Annotated in this window: 14 protein-coding genes; 8 read left to right on the top strand and 6 right to left on the bottom strand. The window is 35.5% G+C overall.

Annotated elements, in window-relative coordinates; translation table 11 throughout:
* Positions 1–31 precede the first annotated feature (31 nt).
* The 4 genes from ACY651_RS01940 (at position 32) to ACY651_RS01925 (ending at position 5,822) form a co-directional block, all read left to right on the top strand.
* Entirely contained in the window at positions 32–2,431 is a 2,400-nt protein-coding gene (locus ACY651_RS01940; RefSeq protein WP_462249164.1) for an ABC transporter permease, read from the top strand.
* Positions 2,432–2,450: 19 nt separating this feature from the next.
* Positions 2,451–3,128 carry an ABC transporter ATP-binding protein gene (locus ACY651_RS01935; RefSeq protein WP_462249162.1) on the top strand — a complete coding sequence of 226 codons (678 nt, stop codon included), beginning with the start codon at positions 2,451–2,453 and terminating at the stop codon, positions 3,126–3,128.
* Positions 3,070–4,572 carry a TolC family protein gene (locus tag ACY651_RS01930; RefSeq protein WP_462249160.1) on the top strand — a complete coding sequence of 501 codons (1,503 nt, stop codon included), beginning with the start codon at positions 3,070–3,072 and terminating at the stop codon, positions 4,570–4,572. The genes ACY651_RS01935 and ACY651_RS01930 overlap by 59 nt, the downstream gene beginning before the upstream one ends.
* 368 nt (positions 4,573–4,940) lie before the next feature.
* Complete coding sequence (locus ACY651_RS01925) at positions 4,941–5,822, top strand: transglutaminase domain-containing protein (RefSeq protein WP_462249158.1); 882 nt, start codon at positions 4,941–4,943, stop codon at positions 5,820–5,822.
* A 2-nt stretch (positions 5,823–5,824) separates the two neighbouring features.
* Here the strand turns inward: ACY651_RS01925 and ACY651_RS01920 are convergent, their stop codons facing one another.
* From ACY651_RS01920 to ACY651_RS01910, 3 genes are all read right to left on the bottom strand, one after another.
* Positions 5,825–7,009 (bottom strand): MFS transporter, encoded by a 1,185-nt coding sequence (locus ACY651_RS01920; RefSeq protein ID WP_462249156.1) that lies wholly within the window; start codon positions 7,007–7,009, stop codon positions 5,825–5,827.
* A 157-nt stretch (positions 7,010–7,166) separates the two neighbouring features.
* A complete protein-coding gene (locus ACY651_RS01915; protein ID WP_462249154.1) occupies positions 7,167–7,796 on the bottom strand; it encodes a nitroreductase family protein in 630 nt (209 codons plus the stop codon).
* A gap of 49 nt (positions 7,797–7,845) precedes the next feature.
* Positions 7,846–8,223, bottom strand: coding sequence for a DoxX family protein (locus ACY651_RS01910; protein WP_462249152.1), 378 nt, complete (start codon positions 8,221–8,223; stop codon positions 7,846–7,848).
* A gap of 120 nt (positions 8,224–8,343) precedes the next feature.
* Here ACY651_RS01910 and ACY651_RS01905 point away from each other — a divergent pair, with 120 nt between their 5' ends.
* Together ACY651_RS01905 and ACY651_RS01900 are read left to right on the top strand one after the other, a co-directional pair.
* Complete coding sequence (locus ACY651_RS01905) at positions 8,344–8,706, top strand: winged helix-turn-helix transcriptional regulator (protein WP_462249150.1); 363 nt, start codon at positions 8,344–8,346, stop codon at positions 8,704–8,706.
* 93 nt (positions 8,707–8,799) lie between these two features.
* Positions 8,800–10,236 carry a glycoside hydrolase family 28 protein gene (locus tag ACY651_RS01900; RefSeq protein WP_462249148.1) on the top strand — a complete coding sequence of 479 codons (1,437 nt, stop codon included), beginning with the start codon at positions 8,800–8,802 and terminating at the stop codon, positions 10,234–10,236.
* A gap of 778 nt (positions 10,237–11,014) precedes the next feature.
* Here ACY651_RS01900 and ACY651_RS01895 read toward each other — a convergent pair.
* From ACY651_RS01895 to namA, 3 genes are all read right to left on the bottom strand, one after another.
* On the bottom strand, positions 11,015–11,335 hold the full coding sequence (locus tag ACY651_RS01895) for a carboxypeptidase regulatory-like domain-containing protein (RefSeq protein ID WP_462249146.1): 321 nt from the start codon (positions 11,333–11,335) through the stop codon (positions 11,015–11,017).
* A gap of 157 nt (positions 11,336–11,492) precedes the next feature.
* Positions 11,493–13,331 (bottom strand): AAA domain-containing protein, encoded by a 1,839-nt coding sequence (locus ACY651_RS01890; protein WP_462249144.1) that lies wholly within the window; start codon positions 13,329–13,331, stop codon positions 11,493–11,495.
* 51 nt (positions 13,332–13,382) lie between these two features.
* Positions 13,383–14,447 carry an NADPH dehydrogenase NamA gene (gene namA, locus ACY651_RS01885; protein ID WP_462249142.1) on the bottom strand — a complete coding sequence of 355 codons (1,065 nt, stop codon included), beginning with the start codon at positions 14,445–14,447 and terminating at the stop codon, positions 13,383–13,385.
* Between the two features lie 397 nt (positions 14,448–14,844).
* Here namA and ACY651_RS01880 point away from each other — a divergent pair, with 397 nt between their 5' ends.
* Together ACY651_RS01880 and ACY651_RS01875 are read left to right on the top strand one after the other, a co-directional pair.
* Entirely contained in the window at positions 14,845–15,027 is a 183-nt protein-coding gene (locus ACY651_RS01880; RefSeq protein WP_462249140.1) for a hypothetical protein, read from the top strand.
* A 160-nt stretch (positions 15,028–15,187) separates the two neighbouring features.
* On the top strand, positions 15,188–15,730 hold the full coding sequence (locus ACY651_RS01875) for a DUF1415 domain-containing protein (protein ID WP_462249138.1): 543 nt from the start codon (positions 15,188–15,190) through the stop codon (positions 15,728–15,730).
* Positions 15,731–15,858: the final 128 nt, after the last annotated feature.

Genomic DNA, 15,858 nt, shown 5'->3' with positions numbered 1-15,858 from the left:
AAGAAAAGGTAAACTGCATTAAAAAATCATTATGTTAAAAAGTTATATTAAGATCGCTTTAAGAAATTTGTTGAGGAACAGGCTTACCTCATTTATCAATATTTTTGGGTTGGGGCTTAGCATGTCTGTCGGCCTCATGATAATGATACGCCTGCAGGATGAATTGAGTTATGATAAATTTCATCCGTCATCCGCCCGTACTTACCGTATTACTTCTGCATATGATAAAAAGGATAAAGAAAAATGGCAAATGGCCAGCACTCCTTTACCATTGATGGGAGCATTAGAAAAATATGATAATACAATAGAGAGCAGTGTAAATATTTATCCGGCACTAAATGGTAAAGCTACTGCGGCTGGTAAAGAAATTTATATTGCTGCGGCTTTTACCGGGCCTTCTTTTTTTAAAGTATTTGGTTTTTCGTTGGCAGCAGGTAATACTGAAACAGCACTGCAAATGCCTAATAGTATTGTAATAAATAAAACCACTGCAGAAAAGTTTTTTGGAAGCGGCAATCCGATTGGTAAAATGCTTCAAATGCCAACAGGTACAAATTTTATTGTTACCGGTGTGTTGAATGATAAGCCCGGAAAATCTCATATTGATTTTGATGCGTATGCTTCTTACAGCACTGTAACGCAAATGGAAAAAGATAAAGTACTGCCGGAAAAATCTAACAACTGGTATGCATTTAATAGTGCTTACACTTATGTTGTATTGAAAAAGGGGATTAGTAAATCTGCTCTTCAATCGCAACTGAATGCAATTACAAATGAAATGAACAGCAATAACAAAGAAGGCGTCAGTGCATTTAATTTGCAATCATTAAACAGTATTACGCCGGGTACCGATCGGCTGGAAAATAATATTGGCCATGGAAGTTCCTGGGGAAAAATTTATACCGAAGCAGGCATGTCGTTACTTATTTTACTGGCGGCGTGTTTTAATTATACAAACCTTACTGTTGCACGTGCATTAACAAGAGCTAAAGAAGTAGGTGTACGTAAAATAGTTGGTGCCAAACGTTCGCAAATATTTACGCAATATATTTTCGAATCAGTTTTACTTTCATTGCTGGCACTTGGCTTAGCATGGATTATACTTGCAGCAATAGTTCGTTATGCTCCTTTTAACGACGACTATGAATTTATTCCATCTACCTTTCATTATAATCTTAACTACATTGGTTGGTCTGTTGTTTATGCGATATTTACTGGCTTACTTGCAGGCTCGTCACCCGCCTGGATATTATCTGCATTTAAACCATTACGGATTTTAAAGAATTTATCTACCGCAAAGATCATGGGAAAGATAGGACTCCAAAAATCGCTTATTGTTTTTCAATATAGTCTTTCGCTGGTATTAATAATTTTCTTGTTTGTGTTTTACAGGCAATTCTCTTTTATGGCGCAGGCCGATCCGGGTTTTAAAAAAGATAATGTAATGGTGGTTCCTGTAAATGGGATTGATGATAAAATAGCGGTGGAAAAAATAGCTGCGGTAAGTGGTGTAAAATCTGTAACTGCATCATCTGCAAAATTCAGTAAACGTTTTAGTGGTATGAGCATGCCTGTGTGGTTAAGCAATAAAAATGATGCTTTAGGTATCAACTATTATTATGCGGATGAAAAGTTTGCATCAGCTATGCAGTTTAGATTTGTTGCAGGTAAAAATTTTACTACTACTTATGCTGATGAAGAAAAGGAGCAATACATTATTTTAAATGAAAAAGCGGCGCATGCCCTGGGCTTTGTAATGCCGGATAAAGCGGTGGGGCAAAAAGTATGGATAAACGATTCGGCTCAACTGGAAATTACAGGAGTGCTGAAAGATTTTAATTATGAAGGGTCAGGAAGGCCAATTGTTCCACTGGCTTTTAGAAATAAAAAAAATGCGTACAACTTTTTGTATGTGCAAACTGAAACAGCAGATAAAAAAGCAATAGAAGATCGTGTTAAAAAAGCATTGTCGGGTTTACCCTCAATTCAACCTTTTAGTGCCAGCTGGTTAGATGATGACCTGGATAACAGCAATTCTCAAACTGCAACGGTATCATTGCTGGGCTTTTTGGGTTTTATAGCTTTGGCAATTGCCAGTTTAGGATTATTAGGCCTTGTAATTTATACCGTGGAAGTAAAGGGTAAGGAAATAAGTATAAGAAAAATTATAGGGGCTAATGAAGTGCAGCTGGTGAAAATATTATCAAAGGGGTTTATAAAATTATTACTTATTGCCGGGTTAATTGCAATGCCTGTCGGGTGGTTACTGGCAACAATGTTTTTACAGAATTTTACTGAAAGGATATCTTTTGGTTTTGTAAATGTGATAGGGTGTTTTTTATTCTTATTAAGTATCGGCCTTTTTACAATTATATCACAAACTTATAAGGCTGCAGTAGCTAACCCGGTAAAAAATTTAAGATCGGAATAAAATTAAAAAAACAAAAACTATGTTATTAAATCTAAAGAAAATTTTTAAATGGGTAACCGTTGGCGGCAGCAGGGTATTTTTATTAAAAGATATTAACCTTGATGTTCAGGAAGGAGAATTTATTTCCATTATGGGGCCATCGGGTTCGGGCAAGTCAACGTTGCTGAATGTAATTGGTATGCTGGATGGATTTGACGAGGGAGAATATAATTTTCTGCACGAGGGTGTACACAAATTGAAAGAAAAACAAAAAGCACAATTATACAAACAGTATATCGGGTTTGTATTTCAGCAGTATCACCTGATTGATGAATTAACGGTGTATGAAAATATTGAGACACCGCTTATTTACCAGGATCTAAAAGCGACAGAGCGAAAAGCAATGGTAGCAGATATGCTTGACCGTTTTAACATTGTTGGAAAGAAAGATCTTTTTCCTGCACAATTATCCGGAGGGCAGCAGCAGTTAGTAGGCATAGCAAGAGCACTAATTGCAAAACCAAAATTATTGCTGGCAGATGAACCAACGGGTAACCTTAACAGTAAACAGGGCGAAGAAATTATGGACTTATTCAAGCAGTTAAATAATGAAGGCGTTACTATTATACAGGTAACGCATTCAGAAAAAAATGCCACTTATGGCTCCAGGATTATTAACCTGCTGGATGGAAGAATGGAAAATGAGCAAACAGTTTAAAAAAAATAAAATAGTAATCATAAAAATAAACAACATGCGAAGCAGAATTTTATGTGCAGGGTTTTTATTTTTTTCTGTAAATATTTTTGCACAGGAAAATAAAATGACTTTAAAGCAATGCATTGATACGGCTTTAAAAAATAATATACCGGTAAAGCAGGCTGGTTTTCAAGCTGATGCTGCAGCAGTAAATGTAAAACAGGCTAAAGCAAACCTGCTGCCAGATTTAAATGCAGGCTTTGGATATGGTTTAAACCAGGGAAGAAACGTAGATCCGCTTACCAATAATTATATTAACCAGCAATTATCATCATCCAATGTTAACCTCAGCAGCGGCATAACACTTTTTAATGGTATGCGTTTGCAAAATTTAATTAAACAAAATAATTTTGCTTACAGTGCTTTTCAAATGGATTTGCAACAGTCAAAAGATAATCTTACACTTAATGTTATACTGGCTTACCTGCAGGTATTAAGTAACAATGATGTTTTAGAAACCGGCAGAGCACAGGCAGAAGTTACCAAAAAGCAGGTAGAAAGAATGAGTATATTGGTTAAAGAAGGAGCATCTGCCAATTACCTTTTGGCCGATCTTAAAGGACAATTAGCCAATGAACAAATTGCCATCATCAATTCATCAACAGCATTGCAGCAATCAAAACTAAGTTTATGCCAGTTGATGAACAAAGAGTACAACAGTGAATTGCAGTTGGAAAAAACAGGAGTGGAGTTGCCTGCTGAAGTTTATGCAAGCACTGCAACGGAAGTGTATCAAAACGCTTTGCAAAATTTTGCTTTAATAAAAGCTAATGACTTAAAAGTAAAAAGTGCAGATAAAGCCATTAATGTTTCCCGTGCCGGATTTTTTCCACGAATAACTTTAGTTGGAAATGTCGGCAGCAATTACTCCAGCCTGGCGCAAAGTTTAACGCCTACCAATATTACCGAAATACAAACCGGCAGTTATGTAGTGATAGGCGGCAATCAAAATGCAGTTTTAAGAAAACAACAAAATTTTGATGCTTACAAAACGGGCTATGCAAAACAATTGAATAATAATTTAGGAACTTTTGTGGGCATCAATATGCAAATACCTTTATTCAATGGTTTTCAAACAAAAAATAATATTAAGCTGGCAACAATCAATTTTAAAAACACACAACTGGATGCAGACAATGCGAAACTTCTATTAAAACAAAATGTTGAGCAGGCGCATCTTAATATGACGGCATCTTATGAAAAATATAAAGTACTTACAGAGCAGGTATTAAATTTTGAAGAATCTTTCCGGGCTGCCGAAGTGAGGTTTAACACTGGTGTAATAAATTCAGCTGAATATCTTATTACAAAAAATAATCTTGACAGGGCAAAAATAAATTTAACACAGGCAAAGTATGAATATAATTTCAGGGTGCAGGTACTAGATTTTTATAAAAACGATTAAAAAAATAAATGATAATACTTTCCAACCCGTTGAAATTCATCGAAATTAAGTTCAGGAATTTTACAGGCAGTAAGACAGACTAAAGCATTTATTTTGATTAAGCGGCCTCCTCTATATTTAGAACCGGATAATCTGCTTCTGCAGATTGTCAGTATAGTTTATTATATTTAATCTTAACTAAGAATAATTAATTAAAATTTACACAATCACTACCCATTTAAATCCCTTTCATCTATGCACCAACGAATGTTAATTTTTATTCTTTTGCTTTTTATTCTGCAAACAAATAGTTTTCTCAAAACAAATTCAATAACCTCAATTTTCAACTGGTTGATAATTTTGCCCGTTCGGTAAAGTATGATACCGATTTGGCTGCCTTAACCAATAAATTAACCATTCCGTATGCCGACAGTATTTCCAAACTTCGGTCAATATTTATATGGATAACCGATAATATTGAATATGATTATAAATTATCAAATAGCGGCGATGATAGATGGAGGCACTTTTCCTGCAAGGGAAATAAAGAAACTTGTGCCCAGGCAAGGCTTGAATGGGAAAATGGAGTACTGGAACATGTACTTAGCACAAAGAAAGCAGTATGCAGCGGGTATTCATTTCTGTTTAAGAAAATGTGCAACATTATTGGTATTCAAAATGAAATGATACCTGGATATACAAAAATGGGACCTCAGCATATTGGGATACCTTTAAATGTAACTCATGACTGGAACATTGTAAAAATGGGAGATGAAACTTTTGTATGTGATGCAACATGGGCATCTGGTGGTGTAAAAGTAAATGAAGAAACAGGAAAGCCATACGAATTTGTAAAACAATATCAGAACTATTATTGGTTAACACCTTTAAATAAATTTGCACGCAATCATCATCCTAAAGATGCTAAATGGATTTTAGAAAGTAATGCTACAAAGGAATCTTTTTTTAATGCCCCTTATTTTTATCCTGGAGAATTATCAATTAATATTGAAAGAAATTTACCCGACAGTGGTGTAATAAAAAGTAAAGTTGGAGATACTATACATTTTGAATTTACTTGTAATTACCAAGTACAAAAGATACATGTTACCACTAATAATTACAGAAACACAGAGATGTTATTTTCGGGCAAATCGCAGCAGTCTAACAATATTTATAAATTCGATTATGTAGTTAAAGAAAATTCTTTGTACTACATCGATATATTATTTGATGAAAAAAAAGCAATCAGGTACAGGGTAAAATATTAATGCTATCCAATCTCCTTCACCTTACTAATCATAAAACTTATACCTAAACCTAAAAATGCAATCGTCATAAAAGAATATTGGAGGCCTGCAAGCTGCGCTATATAACCAATTAGTGGCGGCCCCATTAAAAAACCTAAAAACCCAATACTGCTAACTGTTGCGATAGCAATGCCACTGGGAATATTTGGCGCTTTAGCAGCAGTGCTGAAGATGAGCGGCACAATGCTGCTAACGCCAAAGCCCACCAGTAAAAAACCAACCGTAGCTGTAATTAATTGTGGCAATAAAACGGCAAGCATCATTCCGCAAAAAATAAGTACCCCACTTATTTGCACCATTTTTTTTCTGCTGAATTTTTCTGCCAGTTTATCGCCGGTAAAACGGCCCGTTGCCATAGCAATCATAAAAGCTGCGTAACCCAGTGAAACTAACGAGCCATCAGCCTTTACCACCTGTTTAAAATAAACACCACTCCAGTCGAACATGCAACCTTCGCAACTGAGGCAGCAAAAACCAATGATACCCAGTTTTAATAACAATCCCTGCGGAAGCCGTATTGTTTTAAAAGATGACGCATTCTTATTAGTAACAGTGTGCAGCAAAAATTTTATAAAATAAAGTTCGAGCAATATTACAAAAGCAGCAACAATACAAAAATGTAAATAAGGCGATACATTTAATTTCATCATCAGCCAGCCAAGTATGGCACCGGTAAAACCAGATGTACTCCATACACCATGAAACGACGACATGATGGAACGGCCATACATCGCCTCTGCATTTACACCCTGTGTGTTTACCGAAATATTGCAGAGGTTACCGCACACACCAAACATAAAAAGGCATAATGCCAAATGCCAGGGCTTTGTTGCCAGTCCAATATTAGTTAATGCAATGGCATAACAAATTGCTGCAATACGCAAAACTGCTTTGCTGCCAAACCTTGTTACCGCCCTGCCGCTAAAAGGCATGGTGAGTATTTGCCCGATGGGCAGGCCTAATAAAATACTGCCTAATGCAGCTTCGCTTAAATGCAAAGATGTTTTTAAATCCGGTATCCTGCTGGCCCAGCTGGCAAAACAAATGCCCTGGCAAAAAAAGAAAACAGAAACTGCAATACGAATTTGCAGTTTAGAATATGCGGGTATTAAAGTAGTAGCTGTTGTCAAAACGTGTAGTAATGACACAAAGATAAATTAAAATCGTTGCCGTCAAAATTCAACTGGCTTTTCTACTATACTCATTAATCTTAACATTATTTGCTAAATGCTGTTATTGGCAAAGTCAACATAGCTTTTACTATAAAAATAAATACAGAAAAACCTACGTAAATGATAAGTAAGATTAAATATTTACTACAAAATCTTTCATTAGTTTTCTCACTTTTGGCGCTTTAGCTAAAAAATCATTCGCTTCGTCACGGTATCCCAGTACCAGCATAGCAATGCTTTTTAATCCCAGTTTTTTCAAGCCTAATAATTCGTCAAATGCAGCTGGGTCAAAGCCTTCCATTGGTGTAGCATCAACAGCTTCGTTAGTGGCAGCAATAAGTGAAGTTCCTAAAGCTATGTATGCCTGCCTTGCGGCCCAGTTAAAATTTTCTTCTTCTGTTCTGTGTAGGATAGAGGTAACCAGCCGGTCTTTAAAAACAGCTAAACTTTCTGGTGCAACATTTTTTACAGTGGCTTGCAGTGTAATAAAATCGTCAATGTCCTGTGCCGTTATTTTTTCAAAAGCTGCAAAAATAAGCAGGTGTGATGCTTCTGTAATTTGTGGTTGGTTAAATGCCAATGGTTGCAATTGCTTTTTTAGTTCACCCCCCTCTACCACAATAATCTTGTACGGTTGCATACCTGCAGAAGAAGCTGATAAACGGGCGGCTTCTAAAATGCTATTTACTTTTTGTTGAGGCACTTTCGCACCGGTCATTCTTTTTACAGCGTAGCGCCAGTTTAAATTTTCTATTAGTTCCATTTTTTATTTTTTTAAATATTTGTTATTAACTGCAATGTTTGATGAGGTATTAGCTTGCTACTGAAAGTTGGTGTTGTTTTTTAAGGTAAATATTTGATACAATTAAAACTGCCAAAAAAAATATTGGTGTTATAACCATGGCAGCCGCATCACCACTGCTGGCGTGTGCAATACTTGCCGAAATAAAGGTGATACCAAAACCTGCATAAGCCCATTCTTTTATTGTTACTGGAATAGCAGGAATAATTAAAACAAATGCACCTAAAATTTTTGCTATAGCCAGTTCAATTCTAAAATTATCTGAAAAGCCGAGGTGTTTAAAGCCTTCAGCCATTTGTGGGTTGAATAAATAGTTGTACGCACTGAAAACCATCATCACCGCAATAATACCCGTGGCAACCCAGTAAATTATTTTATTCTTTTTCATTTTTATTTTTGTTGGTGAAAATTTGTTTGATAGTGCAAACTTATGTACATTTACTATACTTTATATAGCACTATCCTAAAGTATAGCACTATACTCTGGGATAGTAAAAAAATATTTATCATGGCCACAGTAATAAAAAAACAACAGCACGATCCAAAACAATGTGCAAGTATGTTATTGCCGGTAAGGGATGCATTGGATTTTTTAAATGGTAAATGGAAAATACCTATTATCATTTCTCTATCTTTCGGTAATAAACGATTTAAAGAAATGGCAACAGAAATACAGGGCATTACTGATAAGATGTTATCGAAAGAGTTACGTGACCTGGAGCAAAATCAATTGGTAAAGCGTACTGTTTATGATACCGTACCGGTAAAAGTAGAATATTCACTTACAGATTATGGCAGTTCGCTGGATAAAGTAATTTCAGAATTACGGGCATGGGGAGTGCAGCATCGTAAACGCATCATGAAGAAATAGCATGCAGTAAATAATATATTTTTCCTGTCAGGATACAACAGGATACCGGCTAAATCTTTATAGTGTACTTTACAAGCTTAACAATTGTTTGCAATGATAAAGACACTAACCGCACTGAAAAGTATTTTTCCTGTTTTACTTTTACTCTCTCTGAATGCTTTTTCACAAAACCCAAAAATGGATTGGGTAAATAAAGTTGGTGCAAAATCTTTTCTAACTTCTAAAAAAATATTTAGTGTAAATGATTATGGTGCCTTAAGCGATACTGTAACCATAAACACCAAAGCCATTCAAAAAGCTATTGATGCCTGTGCAGCCCATGGCGGCGGCATGGTAACTTTTAAACCCGGCACTTATGTAAGCGGCAGCATCTTTATTAAAAGCAATGTGGTATTGCAAATTGATAAAGGCGTTTTAATATTGGGTTCACAAAATTTTGTCGATTACCCAGACATTAATACAAGAATTGCCGGATTGGAAATGGTATGGCCTGCAGCATTAATAAATTTAATTGATGTAAAAAATGCAGCCTTAACCGGCAAAGGCATTGTAAATGCAAGAGGTAAATTTTGCTGGGATAAATATTGGGCTACCCGTAAAGACTATGATGCAAAAGGCTTGCGCTGGATTGTGGACTATGATGTAAAGAGAGTAAGAACAGTACTGGTACAAAATTCAGAAAACATTTCTGTTAAAGACCTCACTTTTAAAAATGCCGGCTTTTGGACGGTGCAATTATTATACAGCAAACAAATAACTGTTGATGGAGTGGTGATAAAAAATAATGAAGATGGCAGCGGGCCAAGTACAGATGGTATTGATATTGATTCATCAACATGGGTGTTGATACAAAATTGCGATATTGATTGTAACGATGATAATTTTTGTTTAAAAGCAGGCAGAGATTGGGATGGTTTGAGGGTAAATAAACCTACAGCTTATGTGGTAATTAAAAAAAGTATTGCAAGGAGAGGAGCAGGCCTTGTAACATTGGGCAGCGAAACTTCCGGCGGCATTCATCATATTTTAGCAACCGATTTATATGCCAAACATACCGACAATGGTTTAAGAATAAAATCTGCCTTTACCCGTGGTGGTGTAGTGGAAGAAATTTATTTTCAAAACTGTGTATTGGATTCTGTACGTAATGTTTTTCAATTTAATTTAAACTGGTATCCGGCGTACAGTTATTCCGAATTGCCCAAAGGTTATGTGTACGATTCTATTCCTGATCACTGGAAATCGATGTTGCAAAAAGTTACACCGCCGGAGAAAGGCATTCCTGCTGCAAAGAATTTTTACATCAGCAATATCACTGCCACACATGCAAAAATTGTTTTCGATGCTGTGGGTTATCCGCAATCCACTCTTAAAAATTTTGTGTTCACAGATAGCAAAATTTCTGCAGCAGTGTTAGGCACTATGGAATATATTGAAGACTGGAAGTACAATAATTTTAACATCAGTATTGATAAAACTGCGCCGCCTGCAAAAGTAACCGGAATAGAAAACCAGGAGCGGTTGAAGTAATGATTTATTTTGTGCCAGGTAGAAGTATTGCTTATTCGTTTTGATATAAATAATGCAACATTTTGAAAAAGAAGATATTATTATTTACGCACAGTAGTTGCCACAGGTACATTTACTAATAAAATTGCTTAGTTTCCCTCATAAAAATATTGGGTGGATGTTTTACTTTTACAGTAGCATTTATTTCTTTAATCCACCTAAAATATCTTTTATGAAAACTCTTTTTACACTTTTAGTTATTGCTTTTGTTTTCGCATCATGTGCCCGTTCAGTAACTATGTCGCAGGCGGCAAATAATAATTACAGGAGTTCAAGAAGTGTGAGGTAACTTTTAAATTATAATTTTTGAACCTTCATTTCTCAAACCATTTGTTGCAAAAGTGCAATTTGCTGAAGTTGGGGAATTAGTACTCTGTCTTGTGCAATGCTACTGATTTTTCGTTTACGAAAATATCAAGAACAATAATTTCACTTTGTTCATAAAACCCAGAGTTTCAGTACAATAAAATTGATGCTGCTGATTGTTTCAATTCGGCTCCACCCTAATATGCTTTATTAACTTTGTAAACTATGTATTGTTTATAATAGTTACCCTCAATATTTAGTATTAATTTTTTTATGCTTCTTTATTGATAATGTTGTAAGAAGGCCAAGAATTAATTGAAAATAAAAAAGCCGTGTCCTGCCAATAGTACTGCAATATTATTCCAATTGCATTACCATTACTGCAGACACGACTTAGATCTCTAAACAAAACCGGGGCGTTTACATTAGTTCATTACTTATCCGATGTAAGTTTAATTTCACCGGCATCTGTATAGCGGTCATTTTCCACCACTATATTTTCTACTGCCGCATCTTTATAGCCTTTAGTTGCCTGTACATATACCTTCCAGCTACCAGGTTTTACATTTAAAGAAAATTTGCCTGCAGCAAGTACAGCAGCGACAGAATCTTTTCCACTGATAGCCCATACTTTACTGGCTCCATCTGCAGGTGTTATAGTTCCGTTAATACCCGACGTTGTATTCTTACGGGCAATAAATGCACTCGTTGCAATAATAGTTGCAGCACATAACATTATACCAATTTTTTTCATAGTGGTAATTTTTTAAAAAATGAATAAATAAATGAGGTAAAATTGTATGGATAAACTGTAGTGCTTTTAATTTAAAATTGCTTGTAGTGAATAAAAACAACTACCGTGCCATCAGCAAAAAATGTTAGAAATTAAGGGAGTAAATTTCACAGTTTGTTTACATTTCAAATTCCCAAACTGTTTTGTAAGTGCCGTATTTTTCTATGTAATTTAAAAAGGAAGTATAAAATGCATCGGCGCCAATGGTGGCGCTATCGCCAATTACAAATAATTTTTCTTTGGCCCTTGTAATCGCCACATTCATACGGCGGTAGTCTTTTAAAAATCCAATATCACCATCGTCATTGCTTCTTACTAAAGATAAAATAACGATCTCTTTTTCCTGCCCCTGAAAACTGTCGATAGTACTGATACGCATTTGTTTGGGCAATATATCTTTTGCAGCAGCAACCTGCCCGGCATAAGGCGAAATAAAAGCTGTATGCAAAGGCTCTAATGATTCTGTTTCTATCAGCTTCAATACTATTTGTAATTCACCTTCATTTTGTAAACTGCTGCCATCGCTGCCATGTTTTTCATTATAACCCGAACCTGCAGTATCAATAAAAAAAATATGTGCTCCGGTGTTGCTGAGGTGAGTTGCAGATTGCAATAAACCATTGTAAAAATAATTACTCGAAAAACCTGCAATGGCTTCTCTCATGCGATATTGAGTATTTAGTAAAAAAATATTTTCAACTGTAGCAATACTCACTTCTAAAATAGATTTGTTTAAACCCAGTCTTGCCGCTTCATTGCTTAATACGGTAGGGGGGAGTTGCAAATGATCGCCTGCTAAAACATATTTTTGCGCCAATGGAAAAATGCACCAGGCCAATGGTTCAATGCATTGCCCGGCTTCGTCAATTAAAAGTGTATGAAAAGTGAGGTGATTAATTTTTGCATCATACAAACCAACAGGCGTTCCCAAAATTATATCTGCTTCAGTATATAACTTTTCTTCGTTGTAAGCCTGCAGTTTTTTTATTTCGGTTCTTATATTTTTTACTTCTTTAAATAAGAGATTGCGTTGTTCCCTCTCTGCTTTGCCAAAACTTCTTTTATATTTCAATGCCATCTTTCTAAATTCTTCGGCACGTATTTTTAATTGCTTAATTTCTTTCAGTTGTTTACTGTTGTTTAATTTTCCTTCTGGCGTATGCATGAAGATTGTTTCATCCACCTTACTGGTATTGCCCACCCGTAACACTTTTAAATTTTGTGCAATTAATCCTTTAGCAATATTATCAACAGCGGTATTACTTGCTGCCGATACTAAAATTTTTTCTCCGGCCTTTACTAATTGAACAATGGCTTCAACAAGTGTTGTTGTTTTACCGGTACCCGGCGGGCCATGTACAATAGTTATATTTTCATTTTGTAAAATAGCTTTAACAGCCTGTTGCTGACTTTCGTTTAAATTTTTATTATTAAAAGAAAGAGAAACAGCATTTATAATAATTTCATTTTTATCACTTGAAGGCTCATCATGTAATTGTTGAAATAATTTAAACTGTTCTTTATTATGCTCTAAATTATTCAGCACCGTTTTCATAATGGTTGTAGTGCGCTGGTCGGGTGCTAATTTTATTCCCACTCCATCATCTTCAATCCAATCCGGAAAGTCGGGAGCAAACAAACGGAACTCACCCGTTTTGCCATCCAAATTTATTAGTACACCTTTCACCGGTTCTTCTCCTGTACAAAAACACTCTATTGCTGCGCCATTTTTAAATAAATTTATTTCGGCAGGAAAATTTAAACGAAAACTTATTTCCGGATAATCGGCGTAACCAAAATTTTTACGGGTAATTACAATGGGATGCAGCGCCAGGCCTTCGGCTTTTAACGATTTTAAAGTATGCTGCTGATCTAAACTGTATCTTTTTACCTGTTCTTTTTCTTCTAGGTTTATACATTCTAATAACCTTAAAATGTGCGGATGTGTTGCTGGCATAAAGTGAAAGTAAATAAAGCAATGTAAATAAAAAATAAGCAAAAAAATACTTTACCTTTTTGCTCTTGCGTATTGATCCGGCCATGCAATATCTTCTGCTAATTCCTTTGCTGCATGCAATGCAAAATAAGGGTCACGAAGATGTTCTCTTGCCATAATTATGATATCAGCCTGCTGCTGGTTTAAAATTTCTTCGGCTTGCTGTGTACTGGTAATTATCCCCACTGCACCAGTTAATATACCCGTTTGTTTTTTTATTGCAGCGGCAAATGGCACCTGGTAACCCGGCGCAGCAAGTATTTTTGCATAAGGCACACAGCCGCCTGATGAAGCATCAATTAAATCAATACCCATAATTTTTAAAATTGAAGAAAGCTTTACAGAGTCATCAATCGTCCATCCACCCTCGGCCCAATCGCTTGCCGAAATGCGAACAAAAAGAGGCGCTGTTGAAGGCCACACTGTTTGGATTGCTTCAATAATTTCAATTAAAAATTTTATCCGGTTTTCAAAACTACCGCCATATTCATCCGTGCGATGATTGCTTAAGGGAGATAAAAATTCGTTAATAAGATAACCATGCGCTGCATGAATTTCGATTATTTTATATCCTGCTTTTATTGCTCGTACTACAGCTAATTTAAAATCATTTACTAATGCCACAATTTCATTTTTTGATAACTCATGCGGTATCATATCATCTTCAGTAAAAGGAAGGGGAGAAGGTGCAACAGTTTGCCAATAATTTTCGCCTGATTTAATTTGCTTGCCGCCCAGCCATGGTATTTCGCAACTTGCTTTACGGCCTGCATGTGCTAACTGAATACCGGCAACGGCTCCGTTGGAATGTATAAAATCTACAATAGTTTTCAATTTTTCGATATGCTCATCTTTCCAAATACCTAAATCACCATAAGTAATTCTGCCATCTGCAGAAACAGCAGATGCTTCCTGTATTATTAATGCAGCACCACCAACAGCACGACTGCCCAGATGCACCAAGTGCCAGTCGTTTGCAAAACCATCCTTGCAGGAATACTGGCACATTGGCGAAACCACAATACGGTTTTTAAGTGTAATATTTTTTATAGTTAAAGGAGAAAATAGTTGGCTCATGAGTATGAAATTTATTCAGGTGAAAGTACCGAGGAAGCTTATGATAAAAAAATATTTGAAGAACAGTTAACATATAAAAGTTCTTGTAAAGTCTTCTAATGGAATGGAAATAATCGTTGAAAAATCAATCATTAGTCCCATTTTATTAGGCATTTATTACGGGTTTATATCCGTTTAAACAACTATTTTGCCATTGGTAAAAATAGAGATTTTAATAAAAATGTAAAATACTACAACTTTAAATAATAGATTATCAATTGTTTAACTATACAAATCGGTATTGTCCTAAGGCTATTACTACCAAATAACATACTACTTTGTTTTGCATAGTACCATATATCACCCTATCTTTGTGTTATCAAAGCAAATAAAATTAAAACCATTAAAAATTAAAGTCATGAACACACAAAACACCAGCTTATTCACAGCAATAAGCAAAGCAGCAACTAAAAAATTAACCACAGTAGTTAATGAAACACTGGCGTTTAATGTTATCCAAACAAAAGCATTTACAGCAGCCGATTTATGGAATATTCAGCGCCAAAGAAAAAGCAGCCTGCAAAGAAGGCATTATGCTTAATTAAAAGTTATTGAAAGGTGCAAGTGTTTAGTATATCACTTGCACCACAGGCTGAAAAGTGAGTTACTTAAGATTCTTTACTTCCATATTTTTTATTACTGCTACAAAGTTTTCTACTGCTAAATAAAGTTAGCTTTACAAATACAAATGAGCATTATAAATGGTAACGGATCAGCAGGTAATTGAACAAACAAAAAAATGGATTAACGATGTAGTAGTGGGTTGCAACTTTTGCCCTTTTGCAGCCACAGTAATAAAGCAGCAAACTGTGCATTACCGGGTGGAGGTAAGTACAGATGCAAATGTTTGCCTGCAGACTTTTTTACTGGAAGCCATGAGAATGGATGATGATGTAACTATCGAAACCAGTTTTATTATTTTTCCCAATGCCTTTCAGCAATTTGATGATTACCTGGATATAGTTTCGGTAGCCGAAAAATTATTACAGCAAAATGGCTATGAAGGCATTTACCAAGTGGCCAGTTTTCATCCTTTATATTTATTTGCAGGATCTGTAGAAAATGATGCAGCCAATTACACTAACCGCTCTGTATATCCCATGCTGCATTTATTACGTGAAGCCAGCATTGATAAAGCTTTACAAAATTATAAGCACCCAGAAAATATCCCCGATACCAATATTAATTTTGCCAAAGAAAAAGGGTTGGTGTATATGAAGATGCTGAGAGATGCCTGTTTATGATGCTGATTTCTTTGGTCATCCACTAACTGTTATTTTATTTCTTCCTACTAACTCTCCATACAATATTACTTACATCATCCGTTATTAGCATGGAGCCATCATCAAGAATGGCAACACAAACCGGCCTG

It is taken from the genome of Ferruginibacter sp., from assembly GCF_031391665.1.
In the GTDB taxonomy this organism is placed as follows: domain Bacteria; phylum Bacteroidota; class Bacteroidia; order Chitinophagales; family Chitinophagaceae; genus Ferruginibacter.
Note: the sequence above shows the minus strand (reverse complement) of the source record. Positions and strands in the feature narration are given on the sequence as shown.

What these genes read in the sequence shown, in the direction of transcription:
- ACY651_RS01880 (WP_462249140.1), top strand. Translation starts at nt 14,845, where the DNA reads ATGAACACACAAAACACCAGCTTATTCACAGCAATAAGCAAAGCAGCA.
- ACY651_RS01915 (WP_462249154.1), bottom strand. Translation starts at nt 7,796, where the DNA reads ATGGAACTAATAGAAAATTTAAACTGGCGCTACGCTGTAAAAAGAATG.
- ACY651_RS01940 (WP_462249164.1), top strand. Translation starts at nt 32, where the DNA reads ATGTTAAAAAGTTATATTAAGATCGCTTTAAGAAATTTGTTGAGGAAC.
- ACY651_RS01905 (WP_462249150.1), top strand. Translation starts at nt 8,344, where the DNA reads ATGGCCACAGTAATAAAAAAACAACAGCACGATCCAAAACAATGTGCA.
- ACY651_RS01900 (WP_462249148.1), top strand. Translation starts at nt 8,800, where the DNA reads ATGATAAAGACACTAACCGCACTGAAAAGTATTTTTCCTGTTTTACTT.
- ACY651_RS01910 (WP_462249152.1), bottom strand. Translation starts at nt 8,223, where the DNA reads ATGAAAAAGAATAAAATAATTTACTGGGTTGCCACGGGTATTATTGCG.
- ACY651_RS01930 (WP_462249160.1), top strand. Translation starts at nt 3,070, where the DNA reads ATGGCTCCAGGATTATTAACCTGCTGGATGGAAGAATGGAAAATGAGC.
- ACY651_RS01935 (WP_462249162.1), top strand. Translation starts at nt 2,451, where the DNA reads ATGTTATTAAATCTAAAGAAAATTTTTAAATGGGTAACCGTTGGCGGC.
- namA (WP_462249142.1), bottom strand. Translation starts at nt 14,447, where the DNA reads ATGAGCCAACTATTTTCTCCTTTAACTATAAAAAATATTACACTTAAA.
- ACY651_RS01890 (WP_462249144.1), bottom strand. Translation starts at nt 13,331, where the DNA reads ATGCCAGCAACACATCCGCACATTTTAAGGTTATTAGAATGTATAAAC.
- ACY651_RS01875 (WP_462249138.1), top strand. Translation starts at nt 15,188, where the DNA reads ATGGTAACGGATCAGCAGGTAATTGAACAAACAAAAAAATGGATTAAC.
- ACY651_RS01895 (WP_462249146.1), bottom strand. Translation starts at nt 11,335, where the DNA reads ATGAAAAAAATTGGTATAATGTTATGTGCTGCAACTATTATTGCAACG.